Genomic DNA, 16,779 nt, shown 5'->3' with positions numbered 1-16,779 from the left:
ACGCACTCATGAAAACAGGCCTCCCCCGCAAACAAAAAGGTGCCGTGGCGATTGAGTTCGCTTTGGTGTTCATCATCTTTTTCGCCGTGTTTTATGGGCTGGTGAGTTACAGCCTGCCGCTGTTGCTGATGCAATCGTTCAATCAGTCGACGGCCGAAGCGGTGCGTCGCAGTGTGGCGTTGGACCCGAGCACCGCCAATTACGACACCGCCGTCAGAAACATAGCGACCACCGAATTGACCCGGCAGTTGGCCTGGATTCCTGCCGCGCTGAACTTCAATGTGGCCACTGACGCCAGTGCCACTTATATCGGTGGCGTGCTGACGGTCACCATCAATTACCCCACCAGTAAACTGAATCAGGTCCTGCCGTTTCTGGTGCTGCCGGGGATCGGCTCGGTACCCAATCTGCCGGCGACCCTTACCGCCCGATCGAGCCTGCAATTTTGAGTTCCGGGGACAGACTCTTCGGGCGCCTGCTCAACCGCCAACCGCCGCAGCCCTCGACCAGTGCGGACACTCAGAGCGTGCAACGTCTCGGTTTGCAGCTGCTTCTGAATGACGAGGGCCGGGTGATTCAGCTGACCGGCCCTCTGCGGCATCTGCTGGCGCAACAAATGCCCGGCGCGCAGGCACCGCATCTACTCGATTACCTCATGCCCCATAGCGGCCTGTCGGTCGAAGGCGCGCCTGCCGAGTGGCAGGGACAGAGTCTGGACCTGGATTTTTTCAGCCTCGGCGAACAACCGCTGCATCTGCGGGGATGGGTGCAGCCGTTGGGCGAAAACTGGCTGTTGCAGTTGATCGACATCGGCGATCTGCTGCTCGAACGTCGACAAGCGCGCAGCCGCGAACAATGTCAATTACTTGCGGCGCAGATCAGCGAACAGTTGCGCCTGTGCAGCCTGACGCGCTTGCCTGAGGTGCTGGCGGAGCAACTGCAAGGTCTGGCCCAGCGCTTTCAGATTCCATGCATCGCCATGGCCTTGCTCGACGAACAGGCAGAGGGTTGGCTGATCCACCAGCATTACGTGGCCTTCGATGCACCCGGCTTGTGGGAAATCGACCAACGCCTGGGCACCGGGCTCGACAGTTTGAATGGCTCCGCCCCCCAACAACTGCCCCCCAGCGAACACCCGCGCCTGCAAGGCATCTTCGGCAATGCCGAAGGGTTCGCGGTGCCGTACCACAATGCCCTGGGCGTGGTGGCCTGGTTGCTCTGTGGTTTCTACCCGGTGCAAGAACGTGCCCCCGACCTGAGCGAGCGCGACTGGTTGCAACTCACCGCCGCTTTGGCCGGCCCGTTGCTTGAGCGTTTGCGCGAGCATCAGCACCATCTGCAACTGGAGCGGCTGGAGTCTCTGCAAGCATTGCTCGGCACCGGCTGGTGGGAGGTTTTCAGCGACGATGCCGAGGTGCAATTGGCGCCGTCGCTGGCAAGCATGCTGAACCTTGCGAGCACTCGTTTGCCGCTGCACGACTGGCTCGAACAGATCCACCCCGCCGACCGTGAAGAGCTGACGATTCGCCTGAAAACCTTGCGGGACGAAGGCGCTCCGTTGCTGCTGTGCGTGCGCCTGCATCGCCCCGACGCGGCGCAAACGCCGATCTGGTATCGACTGCAAGGTCAGGCCTTGGGCATCGGCAGAAACCGGCGGCTGGTGGGCTTCATGCTCGACATCAGTGACATCAAAAATCAGGAGCAGAACGCTGCTGCCGCCCATGCCCGGCTGGACAACCTGATCGCCAGTTCACCGGCGGTGATCTACGTGCAGCGCTATGTCGAAGGTGCGCTGCAACCGACATTTTTCAGCGACAGCCTGTTGCCGCTGCTCGGTTGGTCGCTCGCCGATTGTGCCGCCGGCGCGCTGGTGGAACGGGTTCACCCCGAAGACCGCGACGGCTATTTCGAGCGCACCCGGCAACTGCTGCGCGAAGGTTCAGTGCGTGCCCGTTATCGGCTGCGCGACAGTCGCGGCGATTACCACTGGCTGCTCGACGAAGCCAAACTGCTGCGCGACGACCTCGGGCTGCCGGTGGAAGCCGTGGGGCTGTGGCTGGATATCACCGAGGCGACCCTGGCCGCCGAGAAAGTAAAACAGAGTGAAGAGCGCTATCGGATCCTGGTGGAAGATTCCCCGGCGATGATTTGTCGCTACCTTCCAGACCTGACGTTGACCTTCGGCAACCGCCCGCTGGCGACCTATCTGGAATGCCAGCCCGAGAAGCTGCCGGGAGTGAACCTGGGTAGTTGGATGTCGCCGGAACAGCGCGAATCGTTCCTCCAGCGGCTCAGTCACCTGAGCCCGGAGTTCCCGGTCAGCACCGCGGAAATCAACCTGCAACTGCCGGGTCGGGAACACGCCTGGTGGGTCTGGTCGGATCGCGGGGTGTTCGACGAGCAGGGTCGCTTGCTTGAGATTCAGGCTGTGGGCCGCGATAACACCGAAGTCCGGCGCGCCCAGCAACAGCTCACCCAAAGCGCAAAAATGGCCACCCTCGGCGAAATGGCCACCGGGCTGGCCCATGAAATCAATCAACCGCTGAACGTGATGCGCATGGCCATCGTCAATGTGCTCAAGCGCCTGAGCAATGGCGATGCGCAAATCGATTACCTGACAGACAAACTCAACCGCATCGACGCGCAAGTCCAGCGCGCGGCGCGGGTGGTGGATCACATGCGGGTGTTCGGTCGGCGTTCGGAGATCGAGCAGCACCCGTTCAATCCGGCTCAAGCCATCGAGGGCACGCTGTCACTGCTGTCCGAAGGCATGCGCGGCAAAGGCGTCGAACTGCGGGTCAGCGAGACCGGATTCGAAGTGCAGGTGCGCGGCTACGTCGATCAGCTGGAACAGGTGCTGATCAATCTGATGGTCAATGCGCGGGATGCATTGTTGAGCAAACGCGAAGCCGATCGGGAGTTCAAACCGTGGATTTCGGTGTACGCCGAACGTGATGAATACTCGGTGCGACTGTGGGTCGAGGACAACGGCGGTGGTATTGATCCACGGCTGCTGGAGCGGATTTTCGAACCCTTCTTCACCACCAAACCGGTCGGCGTCGGCACCGGCCTCGGGTTGTCTGTCAGTTACGGCATCGTCGCAAACATGGGCGGATGCTTAAGTGTAAGAAACTCGACCGAGGGCGCGCGGTTTTGTATCGAGTTGCCGATTGTCGCAGACGATCAGATCACCAGCGTCGCGCGCCCCGAGTGACAGCTGAGATTGGCGCCGACGTCGACCTTGTTCAAATCGATCCCGAGGCTTAACAGCAAGGTGTTGATCAAGCTGTCGAGCAACGGACTGAGCACGCTGTTGATCGCGCTGATCAGCAAGGTGGTGACGCTGCTCAGGATCGTCCCCAGACCACTGACGAGACTGCCTGACGGGCCATACATATCCACGTGAATGTTAAGCGGGGCGTTGAGCAGGTTGCTGACAATACTGCTGGTGGTAAACGAGTAGTAGAACGGTGGCTGGTTGATTTCCGGCAGGCTGCTGGCGGGTGGTGCGGAATAGATATGGGAAATGTTGGTGTTCGCCGCCACGCTGGTGTCGGCAACGATATCGATACCGCCACCGACGCCGGGCACACGCGGATCGCAGGTGATGGGCAGAAAGAGAATCCTGCGACAGGTTTTGATCCCGATATCGATCACCTTCAATGGCTGCACCGTGACCGCCGGCGGCGTGGTGTTGCTGCCGAACATGCTGGCCGCATCGATCCGGCCGATTTTCAGGTTCACCAGCGACGTACTGGTGTTGGTGGTCAGGGTTTTGTTGGTGTTACTCACGCAGCTGTAGGCCGTGACGTAACTGCTGGCACTGGCGACCTCCAGCGCCACGTCGAGCCGTATCGGCCCTGGCAACACCATGATGTCGGGTGTCTGGCAGGGTACGCCCAAGGCACAGGTCAGTGAATTGAGTACCGCCACCAGGTTGAGATTGAGCAAGGCATTGAGGGTGTTGGTCAGCGGTCCTGCCAGATCGGTCACCGCATTGACCAGCGCCACAATGGCGTCGAGTGCCGGCAGGTCAATCGACAGCAATGTGCGCACCTGCGCAGTTCTCACGTAGATCCGATTGGGTCCCAGTGGATCCAGCGCCGCGTTTTTCGGGTTGCCGATTGCCGAGAGTTGCGGCGGCTCCAGTACCTGCACCCGGGCCGTGATTTGCGCCAGCCCTGCCAGATTGATCGGCAGCGTTGCCACCAGACCGTTTTTCTTGTTGGCCAGTTGCACGATGCCTTCAATCAAGTTGAACACACTCACGTTCGTCGCCAACGCCGACATATTGCTGCCGTTCTCGACGTGCAGCATATTGCCCAGCACCACGGTCGTTGAGCCAGCGGCAACCTTGAGTGCTTGCAGACCGACGATGGTCGCCGTCGCGCCGAGTGTGCCGCCGGGGTCCAGCACATTGACGGCAGTCTGGATCAGCTGACTGACGGCCACCGAAGTACCCAACACTTGGCTATACCCGGCGGCGTTGAGGCCGAGGTCGACCTTCAATCGATCGAGGTAACCGAGCAGGCTGATGTTGGTGCTCATCAAACCGTTCCAGCCCGCCACGGAGAGGTTCAGATTGCCGCCCAACAAACCACCGAACAGCGCATTGAGGGTGGCCGACTTGCTGGTATCGACAGTCAGCACCGTAGTGCGGATGGTCAGCGATGCCAGCGGTGGCGGCAACGCTGCGACGGCGGTCGCGGTCAGGTTGAGGGTCGCACCGGCTGGAGGGCCGCCGAACACGGCACCAATACCCCCGGCGAAACTCTGCAGGATCGAATGGCTGACGGTCACCCTAATGGCTTCACTGCTGCTCGGATTAGCCGTAAAAACCCGAAGATTATTGGCGTCCAGAGTCAAGGCGCCACAGGCCACCGTCAGGCTGCGCGTGGGGTCAGGAAGGATGAAATTGTTGCGGTTTGCACTGGCGGTGGCATAGGCAATAGCGGTGGCACCCGTGGCGCAATCACCGTTGCGCGTGGCCGCCTCCAGCGCGGCCATATCCGCGACCCGTTGCAAGCTGCGTTTTTCCAGGTACAGGCGGCCACTGTCGACCACGAGCAGCAGGAACACCAAGGCCATGCCCAGAGCCAGCACCGCCATCAATCCGATCGCTCCCCGTTGCCGGGCCGGGCTACGAAACTGCAAGCAGGGAGACATGGCACACTCCTTTGCCGGCACACTGCCGAGGGCTACCTCCAACGATGTGAAGCAGTGTAGACAAGGGTCCGCCAGATTGCTGGCAACGCGCCATCCAAGACAACAAAAACTCAATGGGGGAATGGGTTTATGTGGGAGCGGGCTTGCTCGCGAAGGCGGCCTTTCAGTCGCCATTGATGTCGTCTGACATTCCGCCTTCGCGAGCAAGCCCGCTCCCACAATAGATCTGTGGTGTTAGATAGTTCAGCGCTTAGCGCGGTGGATAATTCGCCAATATCCGCCCGACTGTCTCGTGGATTTTATTGCTGCGATCCTGCGGGTTCGGCGTGCGGCTGAGCGTCTGCTCGTCGCTGCCGCGCCACACCAGTTTGCCGTCCTTGCCATCGAGCAGGTCGACCTGGATGGTCGCTACCTTATAGCTGACGTTGCGGGTTTCGGTGTACATCGGCCCGCCCCAGTAGCCATACCATGGGCCACCATAACCGCCGCCATAGTTAGTGCTCACCTGTTGCTGGCGATCTTCGACGATCAGGTAGGCCTGCACCTTCAGGTCCGAGCTGGCACCGGCGGCGGCTGGACGCAAACCGCGCTGATCCAGCTGATCGGCAACGGACTGACGGATGCGTTGTTCGGTCAGGTCACTCTTGATCCGTGGATCATCGGGACGGTACTGCACAGCGGGCTCTTTCCAGCTCCAGCTACGATAAGCTGCAAAGTCGCGGCTGGCATCGAAGTCATGATTGACCTGGTTGCCGGCGCAAGCAGTGAGCAGCGCGGCCATGGCCAGTAAAACGAGACGGCGGAACATGATTTTTCTCCGATAGAGGACATGCACCTGCGGGATGCTTCCTTTACGGGAAGCTAACTAGGAGGATACGCCGACATGGCCTTTTCGACAGCTTCGCGAATGGCATCGGCACGCTCGCTCTGTCTGCCCTGATTACTGGTTTCGGCACTGGCACTCCATACCGGCTGGCCGGTGCTCGCGTCGAACAGATCGACTCGCACCACCACGACTTGTACCTGATAAGTACGGATGACCGGCACCGTGTTGTACATGCCGTAACCGCTGCCGTAGCGGTTGTAACCGCCATAACCGCCGCCGTAATACCCCCCGCCGTAACCATAGTCGTCCTGGACCTGACGCAAGCGGGTTTCCAGATGCAAATCGGCGCTGACCAACAGGTCCGCCGGGCGGTTGTCGTGCAGTGGACGCAAGCCGCGTTGATCGAGGGCATTGCTGACCGCTTCGGCCACCTGCGCCGAGTCGGCCCAGGCCGTGCCCGGTGGCAGGCGCCCGTCGAGCCAGGCCCAGCTGCGATAGCGTCCGTAATCCCGTGGCGGCGCCGGGTAGGCGCTGCGGTCGAAGGTGGTGGCGGCCTGGGGCGGTGCCGGTGGCAGGGGATTGGAGGTCGCGACATAAGGGTTGCTGCCCTGACAGGCCATCAACCCGAGACAGATCACCAGCAACCCTGAACGACTTTTCATTTCGCGCTCCGGTCAGATCGGCCGACAGATCCAGTGCAAATAGCGCCCAAGCCCGGCGAAGCTTGGGTGACGGCGGTGAGCCAGTTCCATTTCCAGCAAGTCCGGCAGTTCGACGCGGGCCTGGAACTCCACCGGCATGTAGTCGTAAAAAACCCGCACCCCACTCTGGGTTTCGACCTGCCACATGCTCTCAAGTTGCGCCGCCAATTCCCGTGGATCCAGTGGCTGCTGCGGAGTCAGGCTCTGCTTCTCGCCGGCCATGTCGTTCTTGCGCATCTTGCGGAAATGGCCCTTGAGCAGGTTGCGGTAGATCAACGCATCGCGGTTGTAGAACGCCAGGGACAAGCAGCCGTCCGGCTTCGTCAACTGATGCAGCACCGGCAAAATCGCATGAGGTTCGGCCAGCCATTCCAGTACGGCGTGGCACAGCACCAGATCGTAAGGTTCGGTGAGCTGACCGAGCAGTTCCTGCCACGGCGCCTGAATGAATGTCGCCGTCTGCCCCGCTTCGGCGAAGCGCTGGCGGGCACCTTCAAGCATCGGTTCGGCGGGCTCGGCGAGGGTCACCTGATGACCGCGCTCGGCCAGCCACAACGACATGTGGCCCAGGCCGGCGCCGATGTCCAGTACGCGCAACGGGCGGTCCGGCAGGGTTTCGGCCAGGTCGGCTTGCAGCACCGCGAGACGGATCGCACCTTTGGCGCCACCGTAGATTTTTTCGGCGAAGCGAGTCGCCAGCTGATCGAAATGACGGTCGCTCATCAGCTGAACCGCCGTTCGCTGTCCGCGAGTTTGCTGCGCACCACTTCATTCATGTCCAACCCCAACTCGCTGCACAGCAGCAGTAGATACAGCACGATGTCGCCGATTTCCTGCCCGGCATGGGCAAGTTTGTCTGCCGGCAACTGACGCGACTGGTCTTCGGTCAGCCACTGGAAAATCTCCACCAGCTCGGACATTTCCACGCTTGCGGCCATGGCCAGGTTTTTCGGGCTGTGAAATTGCCGCCAGTCATTGCGGTCGCGAATGGCGTGCAGGCGTTCGGTCAGTTCAACAAGGTTCATCGGGCTCTCCTGAAGGCGTATAGCTTCAGGGGGATGGCCGGTGAAGGCAAGTGACAACGGTTGAGCGGAGGAAGCGATTTTTGTGGGAGGCAGGATGCAACCCTCTATGCTTGTGGGGAACTCGGCAGCACGATCCATAGCCCAACGCTCGGATCCGGCAACCACGCCACCACTCCACCAGGACGTACACATGCAGGTAGAAAGCTTTTTCGAATGGCTCGGCCAGATAATCGGTTCGGCCATCCGGTTCATCATCGATGCCCTTAGTGGTCTGTTCAACCTGTTGAGCAACGCCGGCAGCAATTTTGTCGAAGGGTTGGCCCAGGCGCTGGGCATGGACACTTCGATCGTCAGCATCATCACGCTGATCATCGGGTTGATGCTGCTGTGGGCGGCGATCCGCGCCTTCATGAACGCGTCGATCATCATGGGGATTATCTGGTTGTTGCTGGGGTTGTGGTTGCTGAGCTGGATTGTTCACTAAAGCTGCCCCCAATCAATGTGGGAGCGGGCTTGCTCGCGAAAGCGGTGTGTCAGTCGACTGACATGTTGAATGTAAGAAAGCCTTCGCGAGCAAGCCCGCTCCCACATTAGATCTCTGATGTTTTGTAGATTGCGTTCGCTTAACTGAACACAATCTGCCGCTACAATGCAGGCGCCCCCAAGGAGCCTGCATGTCCAACCTGATTGCCGACTGGCGCGACCGTCCGACCCATCGTCGAGTCTGGTCGCTCGCCGCCCCGATGATTCTCTCGAACATTTCTGTACCGCTGGTGGCGCTGGTCGACAGTACCGTCGTCGGCCACCTGCCCCATGCTCATCAGCTCGGCGCTGTCGCAGTGGGAGCCAGTTTGTATACCTTTCTTGCCTGGGCCATGGGCTTTCTGCGCATGGGCTCCACCGGGTTCGCCGCCCAGGCTGCCGGGCGTGGGGATGGCGCAGCGTTGCGGCAGATTTTGCTCCAGGGTCTGTTGTTGGCCATGGGCCTGGCCATTCTTTTAGGGACGCTGGGCGTGCCGTTGAGCGGGGTCGCGTTGCACTTCATGCAACCGTCGACGGAGCTGGATCAGCTCACCCGCGAGTTCTTCCACACACGGTTGTTCGGCTTGCCGGCGGCGCTGGCCAGTTACGCGCTGGTGGGCTGGTTCCTCGGCACCCAGAACGCTCGGGCCCCGCTGGCGATTCTGCTGAGCACCAACCTGGTCAATATCGCGCTGAACCTGTGGTTCGTGCTCGGCCTGGATTGGGGCGTGGTCGGCGCGGCCCGGGCCTCGGTGATCGCCGAGTGGACCGGCGCACTGATCGGCCTGTTCATGACCCGTAAAGCCTTGCGCGCCTACCCCGGCCATATCGCCTGGGCGGCTCTGGCGTTGTGGCAGAGTTGGCGCCCATTACTGGCGGTCAATCGCGATATCTTCATCCGCAGCCTGGCGTTGCAGTCGGTGTTTTTCCTGATCACCGTGCAGGGCGCGCGGCTGGGCGATGCCACGGTCGCCGCCAATGCGTTGCTGCTTAACGGTCTGCTGCTGACCGCCCACGCCCTGGACGGTCTGGCTCATGCCGTAGAAGCACTGTGCGGACACGCCATCGGTGCTCGCGACCGAGAGGCCCTGCGCCGCTCATTGGTGGTGGCGTGCGGTTGGTCATTGCTGGCGAGTGTGGGGTTTGCCTTGCTGTTTCTGTTCGCCGGGCACCTGTTCATCGAGATGCAGACGGATATCCAGAGCGTGCGCGACACCGCCTTCCTTTACCTGCCTTACCTCGCGGTGCTGCCGCTGATTGCTGTCTGGAGTTACCTGCTCGACGGCCTGTTCATCGGCGCCACTCGCGCCCGGGAAATGCGCAACGGCATGCTGCTGACGTTGATCCTGCTGCTGCCCTTCGCCTGGGCGCTGCAAGGCTTGGGCAACCATGGACTGTGGATAACCTTCCTGTTGTTCATGTTGCTGCGCAGTCTGACCCTTGGCGCATTCGCCTGGTACTTGCGCAAGCACGACAGCTGGCTCAACGGATGACGGGGGTCAGCTTCAGGATTGATCGTTCTGCCACAGGTTGCGCAGGTTATCGAGACGCTCCTGCTGGGTGGCTCCAGACAGCGGCTGCCCGGCCACTGCGTCGGGATGCTGCAAGCGCAACCATAACCAGCCATCGAGCACCGGACGTTCGCTGAAACCCAGCGCCAGCCCTTCCTGCAAGTAAGCCCACAAGCTGTTGTAGTCGGTGCCGGTGGATCGGCTCCAGTGCCAGGCGTGTTGTTCCAGCAGGCAGGTTTGCAAGGTGTCTCGCTGACGCGGGCTGAGGTTTTCTTCGATGGCCAGCGGCCGGACGGCAAGCCGCGGATTGAACAACTGCTGCCAGCCTTGACAGCCTATGGCCCGGTCGGCCCAGGTGCCGCCGAACCAGCGCAACTGATCGATCGGACCTAGCCAGCGACTCAACTCCTGCGCATCGCAGGCATCGAAAAAATAACTCGCCGTGTGTGGGTTGTAGTAACTCAACAAGGCCCGTTGATGCAGACCCAAAGTGACCGTTAGCATGCGTCGCAAATGCTCCAGCAGCCGCGATGGCGATGCTTCACTGACCAGCAGCAATCCGCCCCAGGTATGTGGCGCACTTTGGCACAGCTCGGCCAATACCGGGCATTCGCGAAGGTCCACCAACACCGGCCCGTGCTCACGCAACGGGTGAAATTCGGTGCCTTCGAACAGGCGGAACCATCGGGCATGAGCAAACTGTTGCCGCAAACTCACGCCGGCCTGAGGCACGCCCGGCACGTCGAGCAACAGCCATTGCGGGGTCGGGTCGACCGCTTGAGCGGTGATCATGCCGCACCGCTCTGGCCGAACTGCATCGCCGCCCGGCAGGTACAAAAGGACTGCGCGCAATGACTGAAACTGCCGCCGCCGGGCAGCAGACACAGGAGCACCAAGGGTTCGCTGGATTGCAGCATGCCCAGCAAGCCGTCGAGCACCGGGCTCGCATCGGTCGTCAAGGAGGGTTGCAGGTCGGGTGTGACTGGCTGTGCGCTCGACGTTGCGCCGGGAAGAAATCCGCTGATCAAGGGCTGATCCGGATCGCCTTCGATAAAGCTCACCAGCACCTGCGCCCCTTCACTCAACGGCAGGGTGTCTGCGCCTTCCAGTTCGGGAGCCAACGGCAACCAGCAGTGGCTGGGCGCTGCGCCCTCCCCCTGGTAAAGCCAGTCGAACTGCACCGCAACCGGTCGGGACAGATCCGGTTGAGACTCATCGACCTCGACCACCCACGCCCGCTGCAGGCTGTGCATCCTGGGTTTCACGCCCGAATGAGGTGCCACGAAAGGCATTTCCTGCACAACGGCCCGTAGTTGGTTGCTATAAGGAAGCCCGGGGTCCTGCCCACCCTGATGCTCGACATGGGTCAGTAGCCAGAGACGATTCCAGTCCACACACGGATGGCCAGACAGCGGCATCAGTTGGCCGCTGCGCAGGGTCGCCAGATTCGTCTGGCCTTGGGCGATCTGCCCACAACCGTGAAGCTTGAACTGATGCACACCTGGTCGTTCGTTCTCACCCTTGAAGACGCTCTCTTCGCCACGGCTAAACTGCCCCAAGCCATCACCGAAAACCAGACAGTGTCCGCGTGTGCGGTGTTCGAAGTAGTAATGAAGCCGTTCCTGGGCGCACAGACGCTGGAGAAATTGCAGGTCTGATTCCCGGTACTGCGTGCAGAAATCACGAGACGGGTAATAGCCGCTCAGGTCGAAGCGCCGATCCTTGCCGGCAATACCGTGCTCCTTGAGCACCTGAGCGAGAATCTCCGGCACCGAGCACTGGCTGAAGACTCGCTGATTGAAGCGCTGAGCCAGACACGCCAGCCTCGGCCCCAGACGGACACGACAGAGCCCGGGCTCACCGCCATGGCCGAGCTGAACGAGGCCCAGCAACTGCCCGTGAATACCCTGCCCCAAGGGTCCGAAGTGCAAAAAGGCCGAGCGATACAGCAGGCTTGCGAGGTCCAGCTTTGGGTCGTCGTTCAGCAGATCCACGTCGAACACAAAAGGCTCGCTGATGGCTTCACTACCGGTAAACGCCAAGACCTCAAAGGGGTCGGGAAGACCCGCTATATCCAGACGAAATGACGGCTCGTGGACTGGATCGAACATCGGCGATTCTCTACAGGAGGGGCGGCCGGGGATTCTCGCTGAGAGACATGGCCGAGTAGAGTGCAGAAGTACAACTTAGGAAATGACCTACGTGAAAAGAAGACCACATCGCTTGGATAGCCCGGTCTGTGGGTCATTTCGCTTGAAAAGAGAGAAGTGTCGCACCAGGTCATCTGAAATTTCCCCAACGTATGGAGAATTTTCAGACAACCCGATGAGAACGGTGCCTTACCTCAAGAAGACAGGTAAGACGAGCGGGTCAGGCCCAGACGCAAGGCATCGAGGAACTGGGTGCGCTCGGCGGCGCTGATGCGGGCACTGGCGCATTTGTCGCGGTAGTGGGTCATCAGCTCTTCCGGCGACAAGTGCACGTAACGCAGCATGTCTTCGATGGTGTCGTGGGTTTCGATACCGGCGTGGTACACGCTGCCGTCGGCGTTCTGGTAGATGTTCACCGAGTCGGTGTCACCGAACAGGTTGTGCATGTCGCCGAGAATTTCCTGGTAGGCACCCACCAGGAAGATACCCAGCAGATAGTCTTCGCCTTCGTTCAAACCGTGCACCGGCAAACTGGTCTCGATGCTCTGCTCGTCGACGTACTGCTTGATCTTGCCGTCGGAGTCGCAGGTCAGGTCTTGCAGCACTGCACGGCGCAGCGGCTCTTCATCGAGACGGTGCAGCGGCAGGATCGGCAGGACCTGGCCGATGGCCCAGGTATCCGGCAGGCTCTGGAATACCGAGAAGTTGCAGATGTACTTGTCCGCCAGCTTGTCGTTGAGTTCGTCGAGCACCTGTCGGTGGGAACGCTGACGGGCTTTCAACGAGTTGTGCAGACGGCGGCAAACGGCAAAGTAGCATTGCTCGGCCAGGGCTTTTTGCGCCAGGGTCAGCTTGCCATCGGCGTATTGAGTGGCCACATCGCTCATGTAGTGCGTGGCGCGCCAGTAGGTTTCGGTGACCATTTCGATATCGGTCGGGCCGAGCAGGTCAACCAGCCACTGCACGGTTTCTGGCAGCTCTTCCTTGTTATCGATTTTGGGCACGTCGTCGTTGTGTTTCTCGACGTCGGTTACCTGAACCACCAGCATGGCGTGGTGGGCGGTCAGGGAACGGCCGCTTTCAGAGAAGATGTTCGGGTGCGGCAGGCTCTGCGCGTCGCAGAACTCCTTGAGCATCCCGACCACGACACCGGCGTAATCGTCCATGTCGTAGTTGATCGAACTGGCGTTACGCGAGTGAGTACCATCGTAGTCCACGCCCAAACCGCCGCCGACGTCGATGTGATCCACCGGCAGGCCAAGGTTGCGCAGCTCGCCGTAATAACGGATCGCTTCCTTGAAGCCGTGCTGGTAGTCCGCCAGGTTGGCGATCTGCGAGCCCATGTGGAAGTGCAACAGGCGAATGCCCTGATCCAGGCCGGCAGCGCGGAAACGCTCGACCACCGACAGCAGTTGCGCCGCCGACAGGCCGAACTTGGATTTTTCACCACCGGTGTCTGCCCACTTGCTCGACGCCAGGGACGACAGACGCACGCGCAAGCCGACCTGCGGCTTGACCTTGAGCGCCGCCGCTTCTTCGATCACCAGACCGACTTCGGATTCTTTCTCGATCACGATGAATACGTTGTGGCCAAGCTTCTGGCCCATCAGCGCCAGACGGATGAACTCGCGATCCTTGTAACCGTTGCAGACGATGGTGCCGCCCTTCGGCGCCAGCGCCAGTACCGCCAGCAGTTCCGGCTTGGAGCCGGCTTCCAGACCGATGGAAACGTTCTGGGTGGCGATGATGTTTTCGATCACCGCTTCTTGCTGGTTGACCTTGATCGGGTACAGAGCAGTGTACTTGCTCTGGTATTCCAGGCGTTCGATGTTGGCGTCGAACGCACCCGTCAGCTGACGCACGCGGTCTTGCAGGATGTCAGGAAAACGCACCAGCAACGGTAAGGACAAACCGCTTTTGCGCAGTTGGTCGACTTGCTCGAAGAGGTCGATAGGCGAACTGGTCGGGCCGTTCGGACGAACTTCGACGCGACCGGCGTCATTGATCGCGAAATACCCGGCCCCCCAATGGCGAATCCCGTAAACACTGCGGCTGTCCGCAACTGTCCATTGGCTGCCATCGTCTTTGCGTGTGCGTCGTACGGACATCGAAGTCCCCTATAAAGAAGTCATAGAGCGTCGCCTGGGTTCAGGCCGGCGCAGTCTAAAGTATGAAAATGACGGTTCGTCAACGAGGGGGTAGACCTCGCTGACCGCAGTGAGTTTAGAAACCGGTCATGAACAGGCTCTGTGAAAACCATGGAGACGACGCCAGACCTGAATGAAATCGGGACTGGATCAAGCCGCGGGTGGTTTTCACAGAGGCTGCTAGCCGCCGGACTTCTTCGCCTTGAAACCGTGTTTGATCAGCTCGGCCAAGAGTAGCTCGACATGATCGCCCTGGATTTCGATGATTCCGTCTTTCAACGCCCCGCCGGTCCCGCAACGTTTTTTCAACGTGGTGGCCAGATCCTTGAGCGCGTCTTCGGCCAACGGCACACCGGTGATGGTGGTCACCGTCTTGCCGCCACGACCCTTGCTTTCGCGACGCACGCGAGCGATGCCGTCGCCGGCCGGGATAACGGTTTGTTTGCAGATGCAGGCATCCACCGGTTGACTGCAATCCGGGCAATGACGACCTGCGTCGGTGGAAAATACCAGGCCACCAAGGGCGGCGAAGGATGCGGCTTTTTTGGCCACCGGCAATCCTCTTGGGAGGACAAAGACTGGTCGTGGCAGATGCCATCGACCGCGAAGCCCCACTCAGGCAGGGGCAGCGCTACTGAAACGGAAAACCCGGTGTAGGAGCTGACGAGTGCAACGAGGCTGCGATCTTTTGATTTTGACTCAAAAGCTAAAGTCAAAAGATCGCAGCCTGCGGCAGCTCCTACAACAAGCATTACCGGTTCAGCTTGAAAAGGTCGCGCAGTGTAACGGCAAAAAGCCGACTTGCTAAGAGCCAATCGGCGCCAATTTATAGCTCTTTTGCGACGTTATTCCCTTGGGCGCGAAGATAGCGCTGCAAGGCCGCCAGAGAGTCCGGGCAATAAGGCTTCTGCGTGATTTCCAGCAGGACCTGATCGATCGGGATGAAACGCGCTTCAAGCACTTCTTCCGGTTGCAGGATCAACGGGCCGTCCCACACCGCCGAAAACGCCGAACACCAGAGTCGGTTGCCGGTGTCCTCGAAGAAAAAGTGATCATGGGCGGTCAGTTCCACACCGCTCACGCCCAGCTCTTCTTCCAGCTCACGGGCCGCCGATTCGGCGTAAGTCTCAGTGGCCAGCACCATGCCGCCGGCCGCCACGTCCCAGTAACCGGGGTATATCGCTTTGCTCAGGGTACGTCGGTGCACGCACAGTTCACCGGCAGAATTGAACAGCATGATGTAGGTGCCGCGCCCGATCAGCTCGCGTTCGCGCAGCTCGGAGCGGACCAGCGCGCCGAGCAGGTTGTCCTGCTCGTCGACCCAGGCGATCTGTTCGGCATCGGAGGCCGCGCGATGGGCGGCCTCACGCATGTCATCAACGGAGCTATCGACCATGATTCAGCCCTGATTGAGCAGTTGACGCAAATCGATCACCGCGGCGTTGGCCCGGGAAATGTAATTGGCCATGACCAGCGAGTGGTTGGCCAGCACACCGAAGCCGCTGCCGTTGAGGATCATCGGACTCCAGACCGGCTCTTGCGAAGCCTCTAGCTCACGAATGATCTGGCGCACGCTGACTGTGGCGTTTTTCTTCGCCAGTACATCGGCGAAGTCGACTTCGATGGCACGCAGCAGGTGGGACAACGCCCAAGCCTGACCGCGGGCCTCATAGAACACGTTATCGATCTGCAGCCATGGGGTTTCGACGACTTCTTCGTCAACTTGCGGCACCTGACCGAGCGCCGGCACTTCGGTTTTCAGCGCGGTGTTGAGCTTGACCCGACCAACACTGGCCGACAGCCGTTGCGACAGCGAACCCAGACGGGTTCCGACATCACCCAGCCAATTGTTCAGGTTGTCGGCGCGGGCATAGAACAGCGCACTTTTCTGGTCAGGCCCCGACAGACGTGCCTGATAGCGGCTCAGGGAGTTGATGCCTTCCAGGTACTCGGATTCACTGGATGGCAGCACCCAGCTTTTGTTGTCGAAGTTGAAACGCGGCTCGGCCTTGGCCAGGTCGGCGTCTTCGGCGGACTGCGACTGCGAGCGGGCGAAGTCTTTACGCAGCGCACGACTCAGGTCGCGGACCTGGACCAGCACGCCATATTCCCAGCTCGGCATGTTGTCCATCCACAGACCCGGCGGGAAACGGTCGTTGGAAATATAGCCACCCGGTTTGGTCAGCAAAGTGCCGGCGACGGTCTTGAGGGTTTCCACCGTGGTGTACCCGACAACCATCTGCTTGCCTTCTTTCTCGGCCGCCACCTGGGCATTCTGCTGAACCGGGAACAGCGCCGGCTCCTGGCTCCAGTACCAGCCCAGCGCGATCGCCACCAACAGGTAAAGAACAATCAGAGTGGCCAGCGCCCGGCTGAACAACAGGCCGCCAAAATAACTGCGGGTGGCCGATTTCGGTTCAGCGGCACGCTCAGGCGCGCTGCCTGTGCGGTTCTTCCAGTCCAGCATGGCGGTATCCTTTCAATCACTTGAGTTCATCGGTTCGACCACAACCCTACGCCATCGTGCGTCATTTGCCGCGCATTAAATCCTGCGGGACACAGCGAGCCACACAATGACGGCGATCGAGTCGCCACTATAAATGAAGCACAGCGCTGAGCCTATGCGACCAGTCGGTCAGAAACTGAATGAAGTCGCTTTGCAGATTATTGACGTACGACACTCATGCAATCGAAAAGAGGTGCTAGCATAGAGCCACCAGTCGATCTCAGC

At 60.4% G+C, this 16,779-nt stretch carries 15 protein-coding genes; 4 read left to right on the top strand and 11 right to left on the bottom strand.

All coding sequences use genetic code 11. The features are described 5' to 3' along the window. The first annotated feature begins 8 nt into the window (after nt 1–8). Entirely contained in the window at nt 9–449 is a 441-nt protein-coding gene (locus AB7M29_RS06565; protein WP_007907464.1) for a TadE/TadG family type IV pilus assembly protein, read from the top strand. Then, entirely contained in the window at nt 446–3,214 is a 2,769-nt protein-coding gene (locus AB7M29_RS06560; RefSeq protein ID WP_454246561.1) for an ATP-binding protein, read from the top strand. The genes AB7M29_RS06565 and AB7M29_RS06560 overlap by 4 nt, the downstream gene beginning before the upstream one ends. Here AB7M29_RS06560 and AB7M29_RS06555 read toward each other — a convergent pair. From AB7M29_RS06555 to AB7M29_RS06535, 5 genes are all read right to left on the bottom strand, one after another. Then, nucleotides 3,184–5,166 carry a pilus assembly protein TadG-related protein gene (locus AB7M29_RS06555; protein ID WP_217855727.1) on the bottom strand — a complete coding sequence of 661 codons (1,983 nt, stop codon included), beginning with the start codon at nt 5,164–5,166 and terminating at the stop codon, nt 3,184–3,186. The genes AB7M29_RS06560 and AB7M29_RS06555 overlap by 31 nt on opposite strands. 250 nt (nt 5,167–5,416) lie before the next feature. After that, on the bottom strand, nt 5,417–5,974 hold the full coding sequence (locus AB7M29_RS06550) for a DUF4136 domain-containing protein (protein ID WP_454246560.1): 558 nt from the start codon (nt 5,972–5,974) through the stop codon (nt 5,417–5,419). 53 nt (nt 5,975–6,027) lie between these two features. Next, complete coding sequence (locus AB7M29_RS06545; RefSeq protein WP_454246559.1) at nt 6,028–6,654, bottom strand: DUF4136 domain-containing protein; 627 nt, start codon at nt 6,652–6,654, stop codon at nt 6,028–6,030. Between the two features lie 12 nt (nt 6,655–6,666). Next, on the bottom strand, nt 6,667–7,416 hold the full coding sequence (locus AB7M29_RS06540; RefSeq protein ID WP_454246558.1) for a methyltransferase: 750 nt from the start codon (nt 7,414–7,416) through the stop codon (nt 6,667–6,669). Then, complete coding sequence (locus tag AB7M29_RS06535; protein ID WP_008011269.1) at nt 7,416–7,718, bottom strand: MazG-like family protein; 303 nt, start codon at nt 7,716–7,718, stop codon at nt 7,416–7,418. Before AB7M29_RS06535 ends, AB7M29_RS06540 begins: the two co-directional genes overlap by 1 nt. A 190-nt stretch (nt 7,719–7,908) precedes the next feature. Here AB7M29_RS06535 and AB7M29_RS06530 point away from each other — a divergent pair, with 190 nt between their 5' ends. After that, a complete protein-coding gene (locus tag AB7M29_RS06530; RefSeq protein WP_008011267.1) occupies nt 7,909–8,202 on the top strand; it encodes a hypothetical protein in 294 nt (97 codons plus the stop codon). Between the two features lie 190 nt (nt 8,203–8,392). Then, nucleotides 8,393–9,733: an MATE family efflux transporter gene (locus AB7M29_RS06525; protein ID WP_454246557.1), complete on the top strand. Its 1,341-nt coding sequence runs from the start codon at nt 8,393–8,395 to the stop codon at nt 9,731–9,733. A gap of 12 nt (nt 9,734–9,745) precedes the next feature. Here the strand turns inward: AB7M29_RS06525 and AB7M29_RS06520 are convergent, their stop codons facing one another. From AB7M29_RS06520 to AB7M29_RS06495, 6 genes are all read right to left on the bottom strand, one after another. Further along, nucleotides 9,746–10,543, bottom strand: a complete 798-nt coding sequence (locus tag AB7M29_RS06520) for a DUF4123 domain-containing protein (protein WP_454246556.1) — start codon at nt 10,541–10,543, stop codon at nt 9,746–9,748. After that, the gene (locus AB7M29_RS06515) at nt 10,540–11,862 is read right to left on the bottom strand and encodes a type VI secretion system Vgr family protein (protein WP_217855717.1); all 1,323 of its coding nucleotides are present in this window, start codon (nt 11,860–11,862) and stop codon (nt 10,540–10,542) included. Before AB7M29_RS06515 ends, AB7M29_RS06520 begins: the two co-directional genes overlap by 4 nt. Before the next feature lie 233 nt (nt 11,863–12,095). Then, complete coding sequence (gene speA / locus AB7M29_RS06510; protein WP_052965842.1) at nt 12,096–14,009, bottom strand: arginine decarboxylase; 1,914 nt, start codon at nt 14,007–14,009, stop codon at nt 12,096–12,098. Nucleotides 14,010–14,228: 219 nt separating this feature from the next. Continuing rightward, nucleotides 14,229–14,600 (bottom strand): translation initiation factor Sui1, encoded by a 372-nt coding sequence (locus AB7M29_RS06505; protein ID WP_007907444.1) that lies wholly within the window; start codon nt 14,598–14,600, stop codon nt 14,229–14,231. A gap of 274 nt (nt 14,601–14,874) precedes the next feature. Then, on the bottom strand, nt 14,875–15,444 hold the full coding sequence (locus AB7M29_RS06500; protein WP_007907443.1) for an NUDIX hydrolase: 570 nt from the start codon (nt 15,442–15,444) through the stop codon (nt 14,875–14,877). 3 nt (nt 15,445–15,447) lie between these two features. Beyond that, nucleotides 15,448–16,515 (bottom strand): DUF2333 family protein, encoded by a 1,068-nt coding sequence (locus tag AB7M29_RS06495; RefSeq protein ID WP_048396187.1) that lies wholly within the window; start codon nt 16,513–16,515, stop codon nt 15,448–15,450. Nucleotides 16,516–16,779 lie beyond the last annotated feature (264 nt).

The organism is Pseudomonas sp. F-14 TE3623 (assembly GCF_053629015.1).
Note: the sequence above shows the minus strand (reverse complement) of the source record. Positions and strands in the feature narration are given on the sequence as shown.

Excerpts from the sequence above, each read along its gene's own strand:
- AB7M29_RS06565 (WP_007907464.1), top strand. The coding sequence starts at position 9 with ATGAAAACAGGCCTCCCCCGCAAACAAAAAGGTGCCGTGGCGATTGAG.
- AB7M29_RS06555 (WP_217855727.1), bottom strand. The coding sequence starts at position 5,166 with ATGTCTCCCTGCTTGCAGTTTCGTAGCCCGGCCCGGCAACGGGGAGCG.
- AB7M29_RS06550 (WP_454246560.1), bottom strand. The coding sequence starts at position 5,974 with ATGTTCCGCCGTCTCGTTTTACTGGCCATGGCCGCGCTGCTCACTGCT.
- AB7M29_RS06545 (WP_454246559.1), bottom strand. The coding sequence starts at position 6,654 with ATGAAAAGTCGTTCAGGGTTGCTGGTGATCTGTCTCGGGTTGATGGCC.
- AB7M29_RS06540 (WP_454246558.1), bottom strand. The coding sequence starts at position 7,416 with ATGAGCGACCGTCATTTCGATCAGCTGGCGACTCGCTTCGCCGAAAAA.
- AB7M29_RS06535 (WP_008011269.1), bottom strand. The coding sequence starts at position 7,718 with ATGAACCTTGTTGAACTGACCGAACGCCTGCACGCCATTCGCGACCGC.
- AB7M29_RS06530 (WP_008011267.1), top strand. The coding sequence starts at position 7,909 with ATGCAGGTAGAAAGCTTTTTCGAATGGCTCGGCCAGATAATCGGTTCG.
- AB7M29_RS06525 (WP_454246557.1), top strand. The coding sequence starts at position 8,393 with ATGTCCAACCTGATTGCCGACTGGCGCGACCGTCCGACCCATCGTCGA.
- AB7M29_RS06520 (WP_454246556.1), bottom strand. The coding sequence starts at position 10,543 with ATGATCACCGCTCAAGCGGTCGACCCGACCCCGCAATGGCTGTTGCTC.
- AB7M29_RS06515 (WP_217855717.1), bottom strand. The coding sequence starts at position 11,862 with ATGTTCGATCCAGTCCACGAGCCGTCATTTCGTCTGGATATAGCGGGT.
- speA (WP_052965842.1), bottom strand. The coding sequence starts at position 14,009 with ATGTCCGTACGACGCACACGCAAAGACGATGGCAGCCAATGGACAGTT.
- AB7M29_RS06500 (WP_007907443.1), bottom strand. The coding sequence starts at position 15,444 with ATGGTCGATAGCTCCGTTGATGACATGCGTGAGGCCGCCCATCGCGCG.
- AB7M29_RS06495 (WP_048396187.1), bottom strand. The coding sequence starts at position 16,515 with ATGCTGGACTGGAAGAACCGCACAGGCAGCGCGCCTGAGCGTGCCGCT.